Below are 17,666 nucleotides of genomic sequence, written 5' to 3'. Positions count from 1 at the left end.
GACCTCACCTCCCCTGCCACTTCGGCGGCCGCTTCTCGGTGAAGGCCGCGTGGAACTCCGCGTAGTCCTCGCCGCTCATCAGCAGAGCCTGCGTCGAGGCGTCCAGTTCGACCGCGGCCGCCAGCGGCATGTCCAGTTCGGCGGTGAGCAGGGCCTTCGTCTGGGCGTACGCGAGTGCCGGGCCCTCGGCCAGGCGGCGGGCCAGCGTCCGGGCCGCCTCGTCGGCACGTCCCTCGTCCGTCAGTTCGCTGATCAGGCCGATGCGCTCGGCCTCGGGGGCGCGGACCGGTTCGCCGAGCATCAGCAGGCGGGTGGCGTGGCCCAGGCCGACCACGCGGGGCAGCAGATAGGCCGCTCCCATGTCGCCGCCCGAGAGGCCGACCCGGGTGAAGAGGAACGCGAAGCGGGCCGTGGGGTCGGCCACCCGGAAGTCCGCCGCCAGGGCCAGGACCGCCCCCGCGCCCGCCGCCACTCCGTGCACCGCGGCGATCACCGGGAAGGGGCATTCCCGGATCGCCCGGACGGTCTGGCCGGTCATGCGGTTGAAGTCGAGGAGCTGGGCGGTGTCCATGGCGAGGGTCGCGCCGATGATCTCGTCGACGTCGCCGCCGGAGCAGAAGCCGCGGCCCTCACCTGCCAGCACCAGGGCGCGTACGGACCGTTCTCGGGACAGCTCGGCGAGCAGGTCGCGCAGGTCGGCGTAGGCGCCGAAGGTGAGTGCGTTGAGTCGGTCGGGGCGGGCCAGGGTCACGGTGGCGACGCCGTCGGTGAGCTCGACGCGCAGGTGCTCCCAGCGGGGCGTGCGGGCGGCGGAGCCGGTGAAGGGACTCATGACGTGCGGCCTCCTCGGGCGGTGGCGCGGACACGTTTCGAAGTTATCACTCATTCGTGACTGTCGTCACGACGGCAATATAGAGATGTCACGGCTCGTCCATAGAGCGGTAACAGCGGGAGCAGTCGCGCGAGGCAAGCCGTTGCTACGGGTAAGCCGCCCGTCAGCGGGGCCGAAGGTCCCGCGCGGTGCCCGTCGGACGCCTCTGACGGGCGGCGCCGTAGGATTCATCAGGTTGAAAGCAGGACAGCCTGCTCATGAACGGACCCGCCTTGCAAGAACGCCCCTCGTCGTCCGCCTCCTGGCGCATCGCACTGCCGCACTCCGCCGCGGCCGTGCCCGTGGCCCGCGCGCTGGTGCGCACGGCGCTGGCCGAGCTGGAGCACGGGGCTGACAGTGACACCGCGGAGCTGCTCACGGCCGAGCTGGTGGCGAACGCCGTGGAGCACACGGCCGGGGACTCGCCGATAGAGCTGGTGGTGGAGCTGCTGCCGTCCGGGTGCCAGGTCGAGGTGCACGATCCCGATCCCGCGCCGCCGGGCGATCTGACGACACCGGGCGACACCCCGCCCGACCCCTGGCAGGAGCACGGGCGCGGGCTGCTGCTGATCCGTGCGCTGAGTTCGTCGTGCGGGCACCGGCCCACCGGGTCGGGGAAGGCCGTGTGGTTCCGGCTGCCCGTGGTGCCTCAGCAGCGCACCGCCTGGTAGCCGCGGCCGGTCTCAGGCCAGCGTCGCCACCAGGACCGCCTTGATGGTGTGCAGCCGGTTCTCCGCCTCGTCGAAGACCACCGAGTGGGCCGACTCGAAGACCTCGTCGGTCACCTCCAGACTCTCCAGGCCGTGGCTCTCGAAGATCTCCCGGCCGACCTTGGTGCCGAGGTCGTGGAAGGCCGGCAGACAGTGCAGGAACTTGACCTCGCTGTTGCCGGTGGCGCGCAGGACGTCCATCGTCACGGCGTAGGGGGCGAGGGCCGTGATCCGCTCGTCCCAGACCTCCTTGGGCTCGCCCATGGAGACCCACACGTCGGTGGCGACGAAGTCGGCGCCGCGGACGCCGTCCTCGACGGACTCGGCGAGGGTGATCCGGGCGCCGCTCGCCTCGGCGAGTTCCTGGGCGCGGTCGACGATCTCCCGGGCCGGCCAGTAGTGCTTGGGGGCGACGATCCGGACGTCCATGCCGAGCAGGGCGCCGGTGATCAGGTAGGAGTTGCCCATGTTGAAGCGGGCGTCGCCCAGGTAGGCGAAGGCGATCTCGTGCACCGGCCTGGTGGTGTGCTCGGTCATCGTCAGGACGTCGGCGAGCATCTGGGTGGGGTGCCAGTCGTCGGTGAGGCCGTTGTAGACCGGGACGCCGGCGTACGCGGCCAGCTCCTCCACCTTCCGCTGGCTGTCGCCGCGGTACTCGATCCCGTCGTACATACGGCCCAGCACGCGCGCGGTGTCCTTCACCGACTCCTTGTGCCCGATCTGCGAGCCCGACGGGTCGAGGTAGGTCGTCGAGGCGCCCTGGTCCGCCGCGGCGACCTCGAACGCACAGCGGGTGCGCGTCGAGGTCTTCTCGAAGATCAGCGCGATGTTCCGGCCGCTCAGGTGGCGCGTCTCGGTCCCGGCCCTCTTGGCCGCCTTCAGCTCGGCGGCCAGCTCGACGAGGCCGAGGAACTCGTCCTTGGTGAAGTCGAGCTCCTTGAGGAAGTGGCGGCCGGCGAGGGCGGTCGGGACTGTCGCCATGGGGCGCTCCAGAGACGGTACGAGAACGAAGGACCCTGGAAGTCTATACGATGCTCAGAATTTCTATGCGATCACTTGTACGGCTATACGGCCGCCCGTTCGACGGGACAGCTCATACAGCGCGGTCCGCCCCTCCCCCGGCCGAGTTCGCTGCCCGGGATCTCGATCACCTCGATGCCCTGTTTGCGCAGGTGGGTGTTGGTGGTGGCGTTGCGCTCGTACGCGACCACGACACCCGGTTCGACGGCGAGGACGTTGCAGCCGTCGTCCCACTGCTCGCGCTCGGCCGCATGGACATCCTGGGTGGCGGTCAGGACCCGGATCTCGCTCAGGCCGAGCGCGGCGGCGATCGCGCGGTGCATGTGCTCCGGGGGGTGGTCGGTGACCTTCAGCTCCTCGCCGACGCCGGGTTCGATGGTGTACGAGCGGAGCATGCCCAGGCCCGCGTACTGGGTGAAGGTGTCACCGTCGACCATCGTCATCACGGTGTCGAGGTGCATGAAGGCGCGCCGCTTCGGCATGTCCAGGGCCACGATGGTCCGCGCCGAGCCGGCCGCGAAGAGCTTGTGCGCGAGCATCTCCACCGCCTGGGGGGTGGTGCGCTCGCTCATGCCGATCAGGACGGCGCCGTTGCCGATCACCAGGACGTCACCGCCCTCGATGGTCGACGGGTAGTCGGCCTGCCCCTCCGACCAGACGCGGAACGTCTCGTCGACGAAGAGCGGGTGGTGGCGGTAGATCGCCTCGAAGTGGATCGTCTCGCGCTGGCGGGCCGGCCAGCGCATCGCGTTGACGGCGACCCCGTCGTAGATCCAGGCGGAGGTGTCGCGGGTGAAGAGGTGGTTGGGCAGGGGCGCGAGGAGGAAGTCGTCGAGGTCCATGACATGGAAGCGGACGGAGGTGGGCTCCGCGTGCGCCTCCAGGAACTCGCGCTTGGTCATGCCGCCGACCAGCGCCTCGGCCAGTTCCGGCGCGGGCAGGGTCTCGAAGGCCGCTCTGAGGTGGTCGGTGGCGAGGACGCCGTACTCCTTCGCGTCGAAGACCCGGTCCAGGACGAGCTTCCTGGCCGCCGGGATCTCCAGGGCCTCGGTCAGCAGGTCGCCGAAGAGATGGACGGTGACACCGCGGTCGCGCAGGACGTCGGCGAACCCGTCGTGCTCGGCACGCGCCCGGCGCACCCACAGCACGTCGTCGAAGAGCAGGGTGTCCTTGTTGCTGGGGGTGAGCCTTTTGAGCTCGAGATCGGGCCGGTGCAGTATGACGCGGCGCAGCCGCCCGGCCTCGGAGTCGACATGGAATCCCATGCCTCCATCCTGACCATCGGCGGCCCTGTTGACCCGCTGCTCGCCGGTTTCTTCGGCTTCTTGTTCTCGTCCTCTTGACGATAATCAGCTTCTGCGCTTATCGTCTATACGACGAGAACGAGGGGATCCGATGGCCGACATCACCCGGCGCCTGGGGTGGAGACACCTGCGCGGCGCGCCGACAGCCCATATCCGGCACCACCGGGGCGGAAAACTGCTCCACGACGGGCCGGGGCTCAGCTTCTGGTTCCGCGCGCTGACCGCGTCACTGTCCGAAGTACCGGTCGACGACCGGGAGTTGGCGATGACCTTCCATGCCCGTACGTCCGACTTCCAGGACGTGGCGGTGCAGGCGACGGTGACCTACCGGATCAGCGACCCGGCGCTGGCCGCCGCCCGGCTGGACTTCTCCGTCGACCCGGACACCGGTGTGTGGCGGGGCGCCCCGCTGGAGCAGCTCGGCACGCTGCTGACGGAGACGGCCCAGCAGCACGCGCTCGACGTGCTCGCCCGTACGTCGCTGTCGGCGGCGCTGGTGGACGGCGTGGCGGCGGTGCGGGAGCGGGTCGCGGCGGGGCTGGGCGCGGAGCCCCGGCTGCCGGCCACCGGGATCGAGGTGGTCGCGGTGCGGGTGGTGGCGCTCAGGCCGGAGCCGGAGGTGGAGCGGGCGCTGCGCACACCGGCCCGTGAGCAGATCCAGCAGGAGGCCGACCGGGCGACCTACGAGCGGCGGGCAGTCGCGGTGGAGCGGGAGCGGGCCATCGCCGAGAACGAACTCGCCAGCCAGATCGAACTCGCCCGCCGCGAGGAGCAGTTGGTCGAGCAGCGCGGCACCAACGCCCGGCGGGAGGCGGAGGAGCACGCGGCGGCCGACGCGGTCCGGGCGGAGGCGGAGGCGAAGCGGTCCGTACGGCTCGCTCGCGCCGAGGCCGAAGGGGCACGTGAGGTCGGTGAGGCGCGGGCCCGGGCCCAGGCCGCCTGGCTCCAGGTGCACGCGGAGGTCGACGTGGCGACCCTGCACGCCCTCACCGGGACCCGGCTCGCGGAGAACCTGCCGCACATCGACAGCGTGACCATCTCGCCGGACGTGCTCACGGGGCTGCTGGCCAGGCTGGGACAGGCACCGGAATGAGCCTGGCGCCCCGGGTCGTCCTCGTCCACCGCACCACCGAGTACGAGGAGTTGGTGGCCCACCACGGCACCCACGGACAGGCCGCGTTCTTCCTGGCCTCCCGGGACCGGGACATCGACGAGGTCGCCGAGCGGCACCGGCGGGCCCGGCGGGCGCTCGCGGACGTGGCCTCGGCGATCCCGCTGACATGGCGTCAGAGCCAGGTGGAACGGGGCGACCTGGACCGGTTCCTGTTCGCCCCGGAGGACGTCGTGGTGGTGGTCGGGCAGGACGGACTGGTGGCGAACGTCGCCAAGTACCTGGACGGGCAGCCGGTGATCGGCATCGACACGGACCCCGGCCGCAACCCGGGCGTGCTGGTACGGCACCGCGCCGCGCAGGCGGCCTCGCTGCTGGCGGCGGCCCTGACCTGCGACGCGGAGGAACTGACCATGGTCGAGGCGGTCGCCGACGACACCCAGCGGCTGATCGCGCTCAACGAGATCTATCTCGGCGCCGTCGGACATCAGACGGCCAGATACCGCCTGGGCCTGGAGGGCGACGGGGGTGTCGTCGAGGCCCAGGCATCCTCCGGGGTGCTGGTGGGGACGGGGACCGGGGCGACGGGCTGGCTCCGGTCGGTGTGGCAGGAGCGGGGCGCGGCCCTGCCCCTGCCCCACCCCACCGACACCCGCCTGCTGTGGTTCGTGCGCGAGGCCTGGCCGTCCCCGGCCACCGGCACCTCCCTCGTCGCGGGCGAACTCTCGGCGGCGACGTCCCTCCACCTCACCGTCGAATCCGAACGGCTGGTCGCCTTCGGGGACGGTATGGAGACGGACGCGCTGGAGCTGACGTGGGGGCAGTCGGTGCGGGTGGGGGTGGCCGCGCGGGCCCTGCGCCTGGTCGGCTAGGAGGCGCAGGGACCGCGCACCGGCTCGGAGCCATGGGTCCGCCGGCTCAGAGCCGTGGGTCCACCGGCTCCGACTCCAGCGCCAGCACCCCGAACACGGCCTCGTGCACCCGCCACAGCGGCTCCCCCTCCGCCAGCCGGTCCAGTGCCTCCAGGCCGAGGGCGTACTCACGGATCGCGAGCGAGCGCTTGTGGTTCAGGAAGCGGGACCGCAGCCGGGTCAGGTTGTCGGGGCGCGTGTACTCGGGACCGTAGATGATCCGCAGGTACTCGCGGCCCCGGCACTTGATGCCGGGCTGCACCAGCCGCCCCTCGCCGCCGCGCACCAGCGCGCCGAGCGGCTTGACGACCATGCCCTCGCCGCCGCGGCCGGTCATCTCCAGCCACCAGTCGACGCCCGCCCGCACCGCCTCCGGGTCACCGGTGTCGACGTAGAGCCGTCGGGTGGTCTGCAGCAGACCGCTGCCGTCGTGCTCCACCAGCCGGTCCAGCAGGGCGAGTTGCTCGTCGTGCGGGAGCGCGGCGAGGCTGCGGCCCTGGACCGCGAGGATCTGGAAGGGCGCGAGCCGCACGCCGTCCAGGCCGTCCGTGGTCCAGCAGTAGCGGCGGTAGGCGTCCGTGAACGCGGCGGCGTCCGAGGCGCGTTCACGCTGGCGGGCCAGCAGGTCGGCCACCTCGACGCCCCGCGCGGCGGCGCCCTCCAGTGCGGCGAGCGCACCGGGGAACACCGCGCCGGACGCGGCGCCGACGGCCGCGTACTGCGAGCGCAGCAGCCCGGACGCCTTCAGCGACCACGGCATCAGCTCGGCGTCCAGCAGGAGCCAGTCGGTGCCCAGTTCGCTCCACAGACCGGCTTCGGTGACGGCTGTCCGGACGCGGCCGAGGATCTCCTCCGTCACCGACCGGTCGTCGAAGAAGGGCCGTCCGGTACGGGTGTACAGCGAGCCGGTGGGCCCGTCGACGCCGAACCGTCCGCGCGCCGCCTCCGCGTCCCGGCACACCAGCGCCACCGCCCGCGAGCCCATGTGCTTCTCCTCGCACACCACCCGCTCGATCCCGTCGGCCGCGTACTGCGCGAACGCCTCGGCCGGGTGCTCGAGGTAGCCGTCGACGTGCGAGGTCGCCGTCGGCGCCATGGTCGGCGGCAGGTACGGCAGCAGGCGCGGGTCCACGGCGAAGCGGCTCATGACCTCCAGCGCGGCCGCCGCGTTCTCCTCGCGGACGGCGACCCGGCCCGAGTGCCGGGTCTCCACGACCCGTCGCCCGTGCACGTCGTTCAGGTCGAGCGGCCGGCCGTCGTGACCGCCGGGCGCCTCGGTCAGCAGCGGCCTCGTCGGCTCGTACCAGACCCGCTCGGCCGGTACGTCGACCAGCTCGCGCTCCGGCCAGCGCAGCGCGGTGAGCTTGCCGCCGAAGACCGCGCCGGTGTCCAGGCAGATGGTGTTGTTGAGCCAGCTCGCCTCCGGGACCGGGGTGTGACCGTAGACGACGGCCGCCCGGCCCCGGTAGTCCTCCGCCCACGGGTAGCGCACCGGCAGCCCGAACTCGTCGGTCTCGCCGGTCGTGTCGCCGTACAGGGCGTGCGAACGGACCCGGCCGGAGGTGCGGCCGTGGTACTTCTCGGGCAGACCGGCGTGGCAGACGACCAGCCGGCCACCGTCGAGGACGTAGTGGCTGACGAGGGAGTCGATGAACTCCCGTACCTCGGCGACGAACTCCTCGCTCTGGCCCGCCATCTGCTCGACGGTCTCGGCGAGGCCGTGGGTGTGCTGGACCTTGCGGCCCTTGAGGTGACGGCCGTACTTGTTCTCGTGGTTGCCCGGCACGCACAGCGCGTTGCCCGACTTCACCATCGACATCACCCGGCGCAGCACACCCGGGCTGTCCGGGCCCCGGTCGACGAGGTCGCCGACGAAGACGGCCGTGCGGCCCTCGGCGTGCACCCCGTCGGTGTAGCCCAACTTGCCCAGCAGCGACTCCAGTTCGGACGCGCAGCCGTGGATGTCGCCGATGATGTCGAAGGGGCCGGTGAGATGGGTCAGGTCGTTGAAGCGCTTCTCGGTGACGACGGTGGCGTTCTCCACGTCCTCCACCCCGCGCAGGACGTGCACCTTGCGGAAACCCTCGCGCTCCAAGTGCCTGACGCTGCGGCGGAGTTCGCGGATGTGGCGCTGGATGACCCGGCGCGGCATGTCGGCCCGGTCGGTGCGGGCCGCGTTGCGCTCGGCGCACACCTCCTCCGGGACGTCGAGGACGATCGCGATGGGCAGCACGTCGTACTGCCTGGCCAGATCGATCAGTTGACGGCGGGCGTCCGACTGCACGCTGGTCGCGTCGACGACCGTACGGCGGCCGGCCGCCAGGCGCTTGCCGGCGATGTAGTGCAGGACGTCGAAGGCGTCCCTGGTCGCGCTCTGGTCGTTCTCGTCGTCGGAGACCAGGCCGCGGCAGAAGTCGGAGGAGATCACCTCGGTCGGCTTGAAGTGCCGGCGGGCGAAGGTCGACTTGCCGGAGCCGGAGGCGCCGACGAGGACGACGAGGGAGAGGTCGGTGACGGGCAGGACCCGGCCCTGTCGCTGTGTCTCGGTCATGCCGCCTTCGCCTCCTTCACGTCCACGTTCTTCCGCACGGTGGCGCCCATCTCGAACACGGCCATCTGGGTGGGTGGTCCCACCTCGGGGTCGTCGGGCCCCACGGGCACGAACTCCACGTCGTAGCCGTGCCGTTCGGCCACCGCGCGCGCCCAGGTCCGGAACTCTTCGCGGGTCCACTCGAACCGGTGGTCCCCGTGGCGGACATGCCCGGCCGGGAGGCTCTCCCAGCGGACGTTGTACTCGACGTTCGGGGTCGTCACGAGGACGGTCCTCGGGCGGGCCGCGCCGAACACCGCGTACTCCAGGGCCGGCAGCCGCGGCAGGTCGAGATGCTCCACGACCTCACTGAGCACGGCGGCGTCGTACCCCTTGAGCCGCTTGTCGGTGTAGGCCAGCGAGCCCTGGAAGAGCTTGACGCGCGAGGCCTGCCGCTCCCCCATGCGGTCCAGCTTCAGCCGCCGGGAGGCGATGGTCAGGGCCCGCATCGACACGTCGACGCCGACGATCTCGGTGAACCGCGCGTCCTTGAGCAGCGCCTGCACCAACTGCCCCTGTCCGCAGCCCAGATCGAGGACACGGGCCGCGCCGGACGCGTGCAGGGCCTCGATGATCGCGTCCCGGCGCAGCACGGCGAGCGGCGTCGGCTTCTCCTCGGTCTCGGTCTCCGCCTCCACGGCGTTGTCGATGTCCTCGACCTCGCTGTCGTCGGCCTCCGCGAGCCGCACCAGTTCGAGCCGCTCCATGGCCTCGCGCGTCAGCGACCAGCGGCGGGACAGGTAACGGCTGGTGATCAGCTTCTGCTCCGGGTGCCCGGGCAGCCAGCCCTCACCGGCCCGCAGTAGCTTGTCCACCTCGTCGGAGGCGACCCAGTAGTGCTTGGCGTCGTCGAGGACCGGCAGCAGGACATAGAGGTGGCGCAGGGCCTCGGCGAGGGTCAACGCCTCGGAGTCCAGCGCGAGTCGGACGTAGCGCGAGTCGCCCCACTCGGGGAACTCGGCGTCCAGCGCGACCGGTTCGGCGGTCACCGCCCATCCCAGCGGCTCGAAGAGCCGTCGTACGAGCATGGGGCCGCCGCGGGCGGGCAGCGCGGGTATCTCGACATGGAGCGGCAGCGGCTGCGCGGCGCGCTCCGGGCGGGCCCGGCACACGCCCTTCATCGCGCTGGAGAACACGCTGCTGAGTGCCACGGCGAGCAGTGAGGAGGCCGCGTAGGGGCGGTCGTTGACGTACTGCGCGAGCGCCGCGTCGGGCGCACCCCCGCGGCCCTTGCCCTTGCCCTTCCTGACCAGCGCCACGGCATCGACCTCCAGCAGCAGCGCCGCCGTGCAGCGCAGCGCGTCGGCCTCGGGGTAGAGGACGTGCGCCGTGCCGTAGGAAAGGTTGGCTGAGAACGCTCGGTCAGGGTGCTTATGGAGGAGGAACCCCAGGTCAGTAGCCGGGTGCTGCTCATCGCCAGTAGTCGATATCGTCAGGAACACGTGACCGAGTATGGGTGCGGTCGGGCCCATGCCGGTACTGGATTACCTGGGCGCAGCAGAAGACCCCCACCAGTCGGCAGGGGTCCTGTGAGGCTCTGCGAGCCGTTCAGCCAAGGTGTCGGTGGAGGGTGGCGCGGGAGACACCGAGTGCCTTGGCAATGGCAGTGATGCTCTCCCCCTTGGCCTTACGAGCCTTAGCCGCCGCGACGCGCTCGCCACCGCCGAGGAGCCGGCCCCGGGCCTCTACGTCGGCATCGCCGGGATCGCCCGGGTCCTGTCCGACCACGGCATGCTCCAGAAGGCGACGGATTTGCTGGCCAGGGCGGACCGACACCCGCTCACCACCGCCTGCGCGACCCTCTCGGGCGGCTTCACCGGCGTCGCCCTCACCCATCTGGCCCTGTACGACCACACCGGCGACGATCACCACATCGACCGCGCCCTCGCCCTGACCGCGGCACTGCCCGAGGACGACGAGGCCCTGACCCCGCTGCTCGGGCCCGACGACTCCACCGGTCTGCTGCACGGCAGGACCGGTGTCGCCCTGCTCCTCCACCAACTCGCCCGCGTCACCGACGATCGGGCCCTGCTGGCCCGGGGCGTACGTCTCCTGCACGCCGAGCTCGACCGTGCCACCGATCCGGAGGCCGCCGCGCTGACGTTCCCGATCTCCCGCGCCGACCGCCGCAGCCTGCCGTACCTGTACTGCGGATCGGCGGGCACGGCGTACACGGTGTCCCGATACCTAGGCTCCCCCGGCTCCCCCGGCGACGAACGGCTGGCCGAGGCCCAGCCGCGCCTCCTGGCCCCGCTGGGCCACGCGCACGCGGCCATGAGCGGGCTCTTCCAGGGGCTGTCGGGCATCGGTCTGGCACTCGCCGAACACGCCCAGTCGACCGGCGCCCCCCTCAGCCGGCGCCGGGCGGTGGACGTGGCCCGCCGCCTGTTCGTGCACGCGGTCCGCACCCCACCGGCGTCCGTCTCCTGGGCGACCAGTCCCTGCGCTTCAGCGCCGATCTGTTCAGCGGCTCGGCCGGCGTCCTGCTCTTCCTGGACCAGCTGCTGAACCCGCGCCCCGATCCGCTCTTCACCGTCGACTCCGCGCGGCCCGCGGCGCCCGCACCGCGGCCGGTGGTGAGCACCGCCGGCCGGGCCTGACGCCGCTCGTCGGCGGCGCCCTCGGTGACGGGCTCGGCGTCCGCCCGGCTCTGTGGCTGCCGGCCTTCGTCATGCTGACCACGACGGCCCTCGCCGTCCCGCCCGCCCTGCGCGCCGCGCGCCGGCGGGGACCCGCCGCCGGGGCCACGGACGAGACAGCCCTGGACGGGACCACCACCCCGGCCGGTGACACGGTGTGAGGAGCCGACGGCCGCTCCCGCAGACACGAAAGCCCCCAGGACGGTGATCCCGGGGGCTCGGCGCCTTCGTCTAGTCCTGGGTCGTCTGTGACTGCACCTGCGAGGAGATCAGCTCCAGGTGGTCCAGGTCGTCGAGGTCGAGGATCTGCAGGTACAGGCGCCGGGCGCCCACGGCGGCGTACCGGCCGATCCGGTCGACGACCTCGGCGGGGGTGCCGGCCAGCCCGTTGGCCTTGAGTTCGTCGACCTCGCGGCCGATGGCGGCGGCGCGGCGGGCGACCTCCTGGTCGTCCTTGCCGACGCAGACGACGAGGGCGTTGGAGTAGACGAGGTCGTCGCCCTTGCGGCCGGCCTCCTCGGCGGCGGTGCGGACGCGGGCGAACTGGCGCTCGGTGTCCTCGACGGACGCGAACGGCATGTTGAACTCGTCGGCGAAGCGCGCGGCGAGGCTCGGGGTGCGGGTGGCGCCGTGGCCGCCGATGAGGACCGGGATACGGGCCTGGGCGGGCTTGGGGAGGGCGGGCGAGTCGGTGAGGTCGTAGTAGCTGCCGTGGAAGTCGAAGGTCTCGCCGAGCTCGGTCTCCCACAGACCGGTGACGATCGCCAGCTGCTCCTCCAGGCGGCCGAACTTCTCCTTGGGGAACGGGATGCCGTAGGCCTTGTGCTCCTCCTCGAACCAGCCCGCGCCCAGGCCGAGTTCGACGCGGCCGCCGGACATCTGGTCGACCTGGGCGACCTGGATGGCGAGGACGCCGGGGAGGCGGAAGGTGCCGGCGGTCATGAGGGTGCCGAGGCGTATGCGCTTGGTCTCGCGGGCCAGGCCGGCGAGGGTGATCCAGGCGTCGGTGGGGCCGGGGAGACCGTCCACGGAGCCCATCTTCAGATAATGGTCGGACCGGAAGAAGGCGTCGAAACCGAGGTCCTCCGTGGCCTTCGCGACGGTGAGCAGGGTGTCGTAGGTGGCCCCTTGCTGGGGCTCGGTGAAGATGCGCAGATCCATGCGTCCATCCTGCACGGCGCTCGCCCCGTCCATCCCGCCGGTCCCTCCCGACGCCCGGAAACAGCCACCGGGCAAAGCCTCCGTACGGGGTGAAGCGGTCACACACGCGCGGTCGTCACGGCCGCCCGGGTGTCGCGGCGGGTGAGGGCGAGGAGGGGGCCCGTCATGAAGGTGGTGGCCAGGGCCATGATCACCATGATCGTGAACATACGGGTGCCGATGAGTCCCCGATCGAGGCCGACGTCGAGGATGACCAGTTCGGTCAGGCCCCGGGCGTTGAGGAGGATGCCGAGGGTGAGGGCCTGCCGCGGTGCCGCTCCGGTGAGGCGGGCCGGAACGGCGGCGCCGAGCAGTTTGCCCGCGCAGGCGGCCGCCAGCACACAGACCCCGACGGCGAGTTCACGCGGGCCGAGTTCGCCGAACCGCACCGACAGACCGGTCACGACGAAGAAGGTCGGCAGCAGGAGGAGACCGGTCTGCTCGATCTGGGCCTGCGCGTCAACTTCCCCTCGCGGTACGGCCATTCCGAAGGCGAAGGCGCCGAAGACCGCGTGCAGCCCCATGGCGGTGGTCGCCCATGCGCACGCGAGGGTGCCGCTCACCATCAGGGCCAGCCGGGCGGGGACCGAGCCGGACCAGCGCCGCCCGGGTGCGAGGAGTTGTCGCAGGAAGGGCCGCACCACGTATGTCAGGCCGACCGCGAGGACGAGCAGTTCGGCGATCATACGGACCACGGATGCCGGGCTTCCCGCGTCGGCCGCGACCACCACGGCGGCCAGCACACTCCAGGCGAGGACGTCCTGGACGGCCGCGCAGGCCAGGGAGACGCCGCCGGTGCGCTCCTGGGCCATGCCCCGCTGGTGGAGGATGCGCGCCAGGACGGGAAAGGCGGTGACGGACATCGCGGTCCCCACGAAGAGTGCCGGTATCAGCCGCTCACCGGCGGCTTGCTGTCCACCGGCCGCGAACCACGGGTACAGAGCGGTCGCGAGGCCGAACCCCAGGGCGAAGGGGAGGGCGAAGGAGCCGAGGGAGACGGCCAGCACCTGACGCCCGGCGCCGCGCAGATGGGTCAGGTCCATTGCATGGCCCACGCCGAACATGAAGAGCACCAGCCCCAGTTGGGCCAGGACCTGGAGGAAGGGCCGGGCGTCCGGGGGGAAGAGGCGCTCGGTGAGGTGGCCGGGCAGCAGGCCGAGCAGGCTGGGGCCGAGCGCGATGCCCGCCACGATCTCGCCCATCACGCCCGGCTGCCGCAGCCTCTCGGCGAGTCGGGCGAAGACGAACGCCACGGCGACGATGACGGCGAGGCCCAGCAGCACACTCGCGGTGATCTCGTCCGCCGCACGACCGGCCATCACTTCGTGTTCCAACGGTTGCCCTCTCCCCAGTGATCCCGGTGATTCCGGTGATTCCGGTGGTCCCGGTGATTCCGGTGGTCCCGGTGGTCCCGGTGGTCCCGGTGGTCCCGGTGGTCCCGGTGGTCCCGGTGATCCCGGTGATCCGCCCGGTACAGGATCACGCAGGAAGAGCGTGTGGCTTCCGCGGCGGGCATGTCCGGCCGGAAGCGAGCCGCGGGGTCGCCGTCCCCGGTCGGGTGAAATCGCGTCAACGCCGTACACGGGGCACGCCTGCGCCAGTGACCGGGCCGGACGGTGATCGTTGCTCGTGCGGAGCCGGACCGCCCGGCGCCCGCGCCGGTCGGTCTTCACCGGGGCGTCACCCGCGTCGGCCTCCGAAGTACCGGGGCCGTGGGGCCGAGGAGGCCGTCATGTCCGAAGAGTCCACCGTGCCGCAGCAGGGCGGAAGCACCGGCCGGCCGAAGGGCTTGCTGCAGCAGATGGAGGAGCTGATGGCGGCTCTCAACGCGGATCTGTCGGCATTCGACGCGGATCTGCAGTCGGCCGGGCGCGGGTCGGCCGCGGCGGACGCCTCGCCGGCGGCTCCGCCCTCGGATCCCCGGTCGGCCTGAACGGCCGCGGGCTCGGAGGCCGGCCGCGCCGGCGTTCTAGCCCGCCTCCTTCTCGGGCAACCGCTGCTCCCCCTCCGCGAGTTTGCGCAGCATGTCCCGGACGCGGTCCCTGGATTCGTCCGCCGCGTCGATGGCTTCCATGCACTGCCAGTACGTGGTCTCGTCGTCCACGGCGCAGGCGAGGCCGACCAGGGCTATGCCGACCTCGCCGAGGAGGCCGCCGAGGCAGAGGAGGGTCTGGCGGGCGTCGCCCAGGTCGGTGAGCTGGGCCGCGCGAAGGTCGTCGGTGGCGAGGTCCGGGGCGTCCAGGACACCGCAGCCGCGGCCCGCCAGTTCCGTCAACCCCAGTGCCTCGCCGCGCAGTTCGGGTGGGCCGAAGACGGCGAGGCGGCTGCCTATCGCCTGTGCCAGGGCCTGTGCCTGCCACACCTCCGTCAGGATCTCCGGCGCTCCGCCGCCCACCGCCAGGGCGCGCCTGCTGGTCACGATGAGCCGCACAGCGTCCATGCGCTGCCCCCGTCCGTCTTGACGCGCTGCCCACGCGTCCCTCGCCCGAACTCCGTTGTCCACTACCCAGAGTGAGGGGCTGCGGGACGAAAAGCCAGAGGAAGGCGGAAATCTGTGGACAACGAATCGGTTTCGGGCGGGGTTTTGACTCCGGAGAGTGAAAACGGATCGATCAGCTCCCGCGGGAGCGGCTCCTCACGGCGCGGGGAAGCGCCGTTCGTTGCGGTCGATCTTGGCGTCCAGCGCCGCGAGGGGGTCGATGCCGAGGACCTCGCACAGCTGGAGCAAGTAGGCCAGTACGTCGGCGACTTCGTCGTTCACGCGATGTGCGGTGTCGGGGTCGTCCATCACCCGTGCCGACTCCTCGGGGGTCAACCACTGGAAGATCTCGACCAGTTCGGAGGCCTCGACGCTGAGGGCGGCCGCGAGGTTCTTGGGGGTGTGGTACGGCCGCCAGTTGCGGGCGGCGGCGAAGTCGGCCAGCCTGCGCTGCAGTTTCGCCACGTCGAGGGGTTCACGCTGAGGATCGGTCACGGCTCCAGGTGTACCACTGTGACACCGTGGGCCCCGGCGGCCCAGGAGGCGTCGCTCACGGCGGCGACGACGCGGATGTGACCGCGGTCGGCCATCCGCAGGGCGAGCCGCAGGAGTTCGCGGCGCTGGCGGGGATCGAGCGAACGCTCGAAGGCGTCGGCCAGGACGGTGAGGCACTGCATCGCGGCGGGCACCTCACCGGCCGGGTCGACGTCCAGCACACCGGGGCCGGTCAGCAGGACCAGGGCGAGGGCGGCGTAGCGCAACTCGCCGTCGCCCAGGCGGCCGAGAACCGTCCGGAAGCCGTCACCGCGGTCGAGCAGGCCCCGGACCGTACCGTCGCCGAGCGGCTCGGCCAGCACGTCCGTCACCGTCCCCGCGCAGCCGGCTTCCACCGCGGCGACCAGTCGGGCGTGCCGGCGTCCGCATTCGGTGCGGGTGCGCCACAGGACGTCGGCGAGGTTGTCGCAGCCGGGCAGGAGCCGGCCGGAACCCAACGGCACCGGCGAGCGCATCCGGTCGGGGCGGGGGTCGCAGGCGAAGACGGAGCGCAGGGCGACCACCATCTGTTCGGCGGCGGCGAGGACCTGGCGCTGCCCTTCGGTCCGGCCGGCGACGCGCAGCGGCAGCAGGGTCGTGCCGAGGCGGTCGTCGGGCAGGGGGGCGCGGGTGACGGAGGCGGAGCCGGCGGTGTGCCAGGCGGCCTGGACGACCCGTCGCGCCGGATCGCGCAGCGCGGTCTCCAGGAGGACCCGGCCCCCGGACGTCAACCGCTCGCCGACGACGCGCAGTTCGGGCTCGGCCTGTACGGCGAGGTCGAGCCGGACCGGTCCCTCGGGGCCGTCGGCGGTGCACCCGATACGGAACCCCCGGCGCCGCTGCGCGTCGGGCCGGGCCCGGTCGGGCACACAGCCGGACAGGTCGGGGAACGCCTCACCGACGGTCGCCCCGCCGGCGAGCCGGGCGAGCGCCTCGTACGCCCGTAACGCGGTCGTCTTGCCGCTCCCGCTGGGCCCGGCGAAGAGCGTGACGGCGCCGAGCCCGAACCGCGCACCACGATGCGCCCCGAAGGCGGACAGCCGCAGCTCGCAGACATGGGGGCGAGCGGGACGCCCGTTTTCATCGCCGGGACGCCCGCTGGCGTCGGCGGGAAGCGCGCCGCCGTCGGCGGGATGGGCCGATGACGGCGCGGCTGCGGAGGCCGGCGGCTCGAACGGGATCCGGGGGTCGGGCACGCGGACGCCGCGGGATCCGGACTGCGACGAGACCTCCCGGTCCGGCCCCGACGGCACAGCTGGCACGGTCATATCCGGACCGTAGGCCTCCACCGAAAGGCGAACCGTTCCGCCCTCCCCGCCTTCCTACGATCGGGGGACAGAACAGCCGACGACCGGCAGAGGGACACGGCAGCCACCGACCGATCCGGGGATCCCGCCGCCGCCCTCCGATCGGGGAACGGAGTGGCCGCCCGGGCCGTCCGCGTCAGGACCCGGAGACCCCCGCCCGATCCGGGATACCGGCATCGGCCTATCCGGGGAAACAACAGCCGCCGACCGATCCGCGGGATACCGCAGCCACCCGCCGGTCGAGGGACGGAGTGGCCGCTCGGGCCGTCCGCGTCAGGGCCCGGAGACCGGCGACCCGATCCGGGGAAACCGGCGTCGGCCGAACCGGTCGCCCCGCTCCAGGGAAACCGGCGTCGGCCGAACAGGGGATACAACAGCCGCCAGCCGCACCGGGGATCCCGCCGCCGCCCGCCGGTCGAGGGACGGAGTGGCCGCCCGGGCCCTCCGTTTCAGGGGCCGGAGACCCCCGCGCCCTCCATCAAGCCGGTCACCTCCGTGCCTGCCGGTGTCAGCAGGAACACATTGCGGTCGACCCGGTGCATGCCGCTCGCCAGGCCGAAGACGACGCCCGTGCTGAAGTCGAGGACGCGTTTGGCGACGTCCGTCTCCGCGCCGCTGAGGTCGAGGAGGACCGGGATGCCGGCCATCAGAGTCTCGGCGACGTCGCGGGCGTCGCCGAAGACATTGACGCGCAGGACCACGAAGCGGCGGCGTGGTTCGGTGGCCGCTTCCGGCAGCGAGCGGTGGTCCACCGCGGAGGGCCACGCGTCCCGCCCGCGCAACGGCACCACCTGGGCGAGCCCCTCCCACTGTTCATCGGTGACGTCGTACCTGTTCACCGGCTCCCCCCGACCTGACTCGCCTTCAATTCCTGCACCGGCCAATTCTTACGCCAAGTCACCCGTTCGGCCCAACAGCGACACGGTCCGCCACCGTCATGGACGCCCCTTCGACCCACGCAAACAGGTCTTACCCGGCTCACACCGGACT

18 protein-coding genes are annotated in these 17,666 nt (G+C 72.1%); 6 read left to right on the top strand and 12 right to left on the bottom strand.

What is annotated here, in order from left to right:
• Positions 1 to 4 precede the first annotated feature (4 nt).
• Entirely contained in the window at positions 5 to 832 is an 828-nt protein-coding gene (locus ABZT17_RS33055) for an enoyl-CoA hydratase family protein (protein ID WP_356354337.1), read from the bottom strand.
• A gap of 257 nt (positions 833 to 1,089) precedes the next feature.
• On the opposite strand from ABZT17_RS33055, the gene ABZT17_RS33050 reads away from it, so the two are divergent.
• Positions 1,090 to 1,542, top strand: a complete 453-nt coding sequence (locus ABZT17_RS33050; protein WP_356354335.1) for an ATP-binding protein — start codon at positions 1,090 to 1,092, stop codon at positions 1,540 to 1,542.
• A 12-nt stretch (positions 1,543 to 1,554) separates the two neighbouring features.
• Here ABZT17_RS33050 and argF read toward each other — a convergent pair whose 3' ends face one another.
• A complete protein-coding gene (argF, locus tag ABZT17_RS33045) occupies positions 1,555 to 2,562 on the bottom strand; it encodes an ornithine carbamoyltransferase (RefSeq protein ID WP_356354333.1) in 1,008 nt (335 codons plus the stop codon).
• Between the two features lie 83 nt (positions 2,563 to 2,645).
• On the bottom strand, positions 2,646 to 3,866 hold the full coding sequence (locus ABZT17_RS33040) for an arginine deiminase (protein WP_356354332.1): 1,221 nt from the start codon (positions 3,864 to 3,866) through the stop codon (positions 2,646 to 2,648).
• 130 nt (positions 3,867 to 3,996) lie between these two features.
• On the opposite strand from ABZT17_RS33040, the gene ABZT17_RS33035 reads away from it, so the two are divergent.
• Positions 3,997 to 4,998, top strand: coding sequence for an SPFH domain-containing protein (locus ABZT17_RS33035; RefSeq protein ID WP_356354331.1), 1,002 nt, complete (start codon positions 3,997 to 3,999; stop codon positions 4,996 to 4,998).
• Positions 4,995 to 5,888, top strand: a complete 894-nt coding sequence (locus tag ABZT17_RS33030; RefSeq protein ID WP_356354330.1) for a hypothetical protein — start codon at positions 4,995 to 4,997, stop codon at positions 5,886 to 5,888. Before ABZT17_RS33035 ends, ABZT17_RS33030 begins: the two co-directional genes overlap by 4 nt.
• 46 nt (positions 5,889 to 5,934) lie before the next feature.
• Here the strand turns inward: ABZT17_RS33030 and ABZT17_RS33025 are convergent, their stop codons facing one another.
• From ABZT17_RS33025 to ABZT17_RS33015, 3 genes are all read right to left on the bottom strand, one after another.
• Complete coding sequence (locus ABZT17_RS33025; RefSeq protein WP_356354329.1) at positions 5,935 to 8,478, bottom strand: polynucleotide kinase-phosphatase; 2,544 nt, start codon at positions 8,476 to 8,478, stop codon at positions 5,935 to 5,937.
• Positions 8,475 to 9,959, bottom strand: a complete 1,485-nt coding sequence (locus ABZT17_RS33020; RefSeq protein WP_356354328.1) for a 3' terminal RNA ribose 2'-O-methyltransferase Hen1 — start codon at positions 9,957 to 9,959, stop codon at positions 8,475 to 8,477. The genes ABZT17_RS33025 and ABZT17_RS33020 overlap by 4 nt, the downstream gene beginning before the upstream one ends.
• A gap of 106 nt (positions 9,960 to 10,065) precedes the next feature.
• Entirely contained in the window at positions 10,066 to 10,353 is a 288-nt protein-coding gene (locus ABZT17_RS33015; protein WP_356354326.1) for a helix-turn-helix domain-containing protein, read from the bottom strand.
• On the opposite strand from ABZT17_RS33015, the gene ABZT17_RS33010 reads away from it, so the two are divergent.
• Entirely contained in the window at positions 10,249 to 11,025 is a 777-nt protein-coding gene (locus ABZT17_RS33010) for a lanthionine synthetase LanC family protein (protein WP_356354324.1), read from the top strand. The two genes, ABZT17_RS33015 and ABZT17_RS33010, sit on opposite strands and share 105 nt — an antisense overlap.
• Before the next feature lie 163 nt (positions 11,026 to 11,188).
• Entirely contained in the window at positions 11,189 to 11,317 is a 129-nt protein-coding gene (locus ABZT17_RS33005) for a hypothetical protein (RefSeq protein ID WP_356354322.1), read from the top strand.
• Between the two features lie 70 nt (positions 11,318 to 11,387).
• Here ABZT17_RS33005 and ABZT17_RS33000 read toward each other — a convergent pair whose 3' ends face one another.
• On the bottom strand, positions 11,388 to 12,317 hold the full coding sequence (locus tag ABZT17_RS33000) for an LLM class F420-dependent oxidoreductase (RefSeq protein WP_356354320.1): 930 nt from the start codon (positions 12,315 to 12,317) through the stop codon (positions 11,388 to 11,390).
• Positions 12,318 to 12,415: 98 nt separating this feature from the next.
• Positions 12,416 to 13,690: a cation:proton antiporter gene (locus ABZT17_RS32995; RefSeq protein WP_356354318.1), complete on the bottom strand. Its 1,275-nt coding sequence runs from the start codon at positions 13,688 to 13,690 to the stop codon at positions 12,416 to 12,418.
• Positions 13,691 to 14,088: 398 nt separating this feature from the next.
• Here ABZT17_RS32995 and ABZT17_RS32990 point away from each other — a divergent pair, with 398 nt between their 5' ends.
• Positions 14,089 to 14,289 (top strand): hypothetical protein, encoded by a 201-nt coding sequence (locus tag ABZT17_RS32990; protein WP_356354316.1) that lies wholly within the window; start codon positions 14,089 to 14,091, stop codon positions 14,287 to 14,289.
• 36 nt (positions 14,290 to 14,325) lie between these two features.
• Here the strand turns inward: ABZT17_RS32990 and ABZT17_RS32985 are convergent, their stop codons facing one another.
• From ABZT17_RS32985 to ABZT17_RS32970, 4 genes are all read right to left on the bottom strand, one after another.
• On the bottom strand, positions 14,326 to 14,796 hold the full coding sequence (locus ABZT17_RS32985) for a DUF6099 family protein (RefSeq protein WP_356354315.1): 471 nt from the start codon (positions 14,794 to 14,796) through the stop codon (positions 14,326 to 14,328).
• A 195-nt stretch (positions 14,797 to 14,991) separates the two neighbouring features.
• Entirely contained in the window at positions 14,992 to 15,330 is a 339-nt protein-coding gene (locus ABZT17_RS32980; protein WP_356354313.1) for a nucleotide pyrophosphohydrolase, read from the bottom strand.
• Positions 15,327 to 16,637, bottom strand: coding sequence for an ATP-binding protein (locus ABZT17_RS32975; protein ID WP_356354311.1), 1,311 nt, complete (start codon positions 16,635 to 16,637; stop codon positions 15,327 to 15,329). The genes ABZT17_RS32980 and ABZT17_RS32975 overlap by 4 nt, the downstream gene beginning before the upstream one ends.
• A 488-nt stretch (positions 16,638 to 17,125) precedes the next feature.
• On the bottom strand, positions 17,126 to 17,515 hold the full coding sequence (locus ABZT17_RS32970) for a cell division protein SepF (RefSeq protein ID WP_356354309.1): 390 nt from the start codon (positions 17,513 to 17,515) through the stop codon (positions 17,126 to 17,128).
• Between the last annotated feature and the right edge of the window lie 151 nt (positions 17,516 to 17,666).

The organism is Streptomyces sp. NPDC005648, from assembly GCF_040605395.1.
Lineage (GTDB): Bacteria > Actinomycetota > Actinomycetes > Streptomycetales > Streptomycetaceae > Streptomyces.
Note: the sequence above shows the minus strand (reverse complement) of the source record. Positions and strands in the feature narration are given on the sequence as shown.

What these genes read in the sequence shown, in the direction of transcription:
- ABZT17_RS33050 (WP_356354335.1), top strand. Translation starts at nt 1,090, where the DNA reads ATGAACGGACCCGCCTTGCAAGAACGCCCCTCGTCGTCCGCCTCCTGG.
- ABZT17_RS33010 (WP_356354324.1), top strand. Translation starts at nt 10,249, where the DNA reads ATGCTCCAGAAGGCGACGGATTTGCTGGCCAGGGCGGACCGACACCCG.
- ABZT17_RS33000 (WP_356354320.1), bottom strand. Translation starts at nt 12,317, where the DNA reads ATGGATCTGCGCATCTTCACCGAGCCCCAGCAAGGGGCCACCTACGAC.
- ABZT17_RS33035 (WP_356354331.1), top strand. Translation starts at nt 3,997, where the DNA reads ATGGCCGACATCACCCGGCGCCTGGGGTGGAGACACCTGCGCGGCGCG.
- argF (WP_356354333.1), bottom strand. Translation starts at nt 2,562, where the DNA reads ATGGCGACAGTCCCGACCGCCCTCGCCGGCCGCCACTTCCTCAAGGAG.
- ABZT17_RS33040 (WP_356354332.1), bottom strand. Translation starts at nt 3,866, where the DNA reads ATGGGATTCCATGTCGACTCCGAGGCCGGGCGGCTGCGCCGCGTCATA.
- ABZT17_RS32975 (WP_356354311.1), bottom strand. Translation starts at nt 16,637, where the DNA reads ATGACCGTGCCAGCTGTGCCGTCGGGGCCGGACCGGGAGGTCTCGTCG.
- ABZT17_RS32990 (WP_356354316.1), top strand. Translation starts at nt 14,089, where the DNA reads ATGTCCGAAGAGTCCACCGTGCCGCAGCAGGGCGGAAGCACCGGCCGG.
- ABZT17_RS33025 (WP_356354329.1), bottom strand. Translation starts at nt 8,478, where the DNA reads ATGACCGAGACACAGCGACAGGGCCGGGTCCTGCCCGTCACCGACCTC.
- ABZT17_RS33005 (WP_356354322.1), top strand. Translation starts at nt 11,189, where the DNA reads ATGCTGACCACGACGGCCCTCGCCGTCCCGCCCGCCCTGCGCGCCGCG.
- ABZT17_RS33015 (WP_356354326.1), bottom strand. Translation starts at nt 10,353, where the DNA reads ATGGGTGAGGGCGACGCCGGTGAAGCCGCCCGAGAGGGTCGCGCAGGC.
- ABZT17_RS33055 (WP_356354337.1), bottom strand. Translation starts at nt 832, where the DNA reads ATGAGTCCCTTCACCGGCTCCGCCGCCCGCACGCCCCGCTGGGAGCAC.
- ABZT17_RS33030 (WP_356354330.1), top strand. Translation starts at nt 4,995, where the DNA reads ATGAGCCTGGCGCCCCGGGTCGTCCTCGTCCACCGCACCACCGAGTAC.
- ABZT17_RS32985 (WP_356354315.1), bottom strand. Translation starts at nt 14,796, where the DNA reads ATGGACGCTGTGCGGCTCATCGTGACCAGCAGGCGCGCCCTGGCGGTG.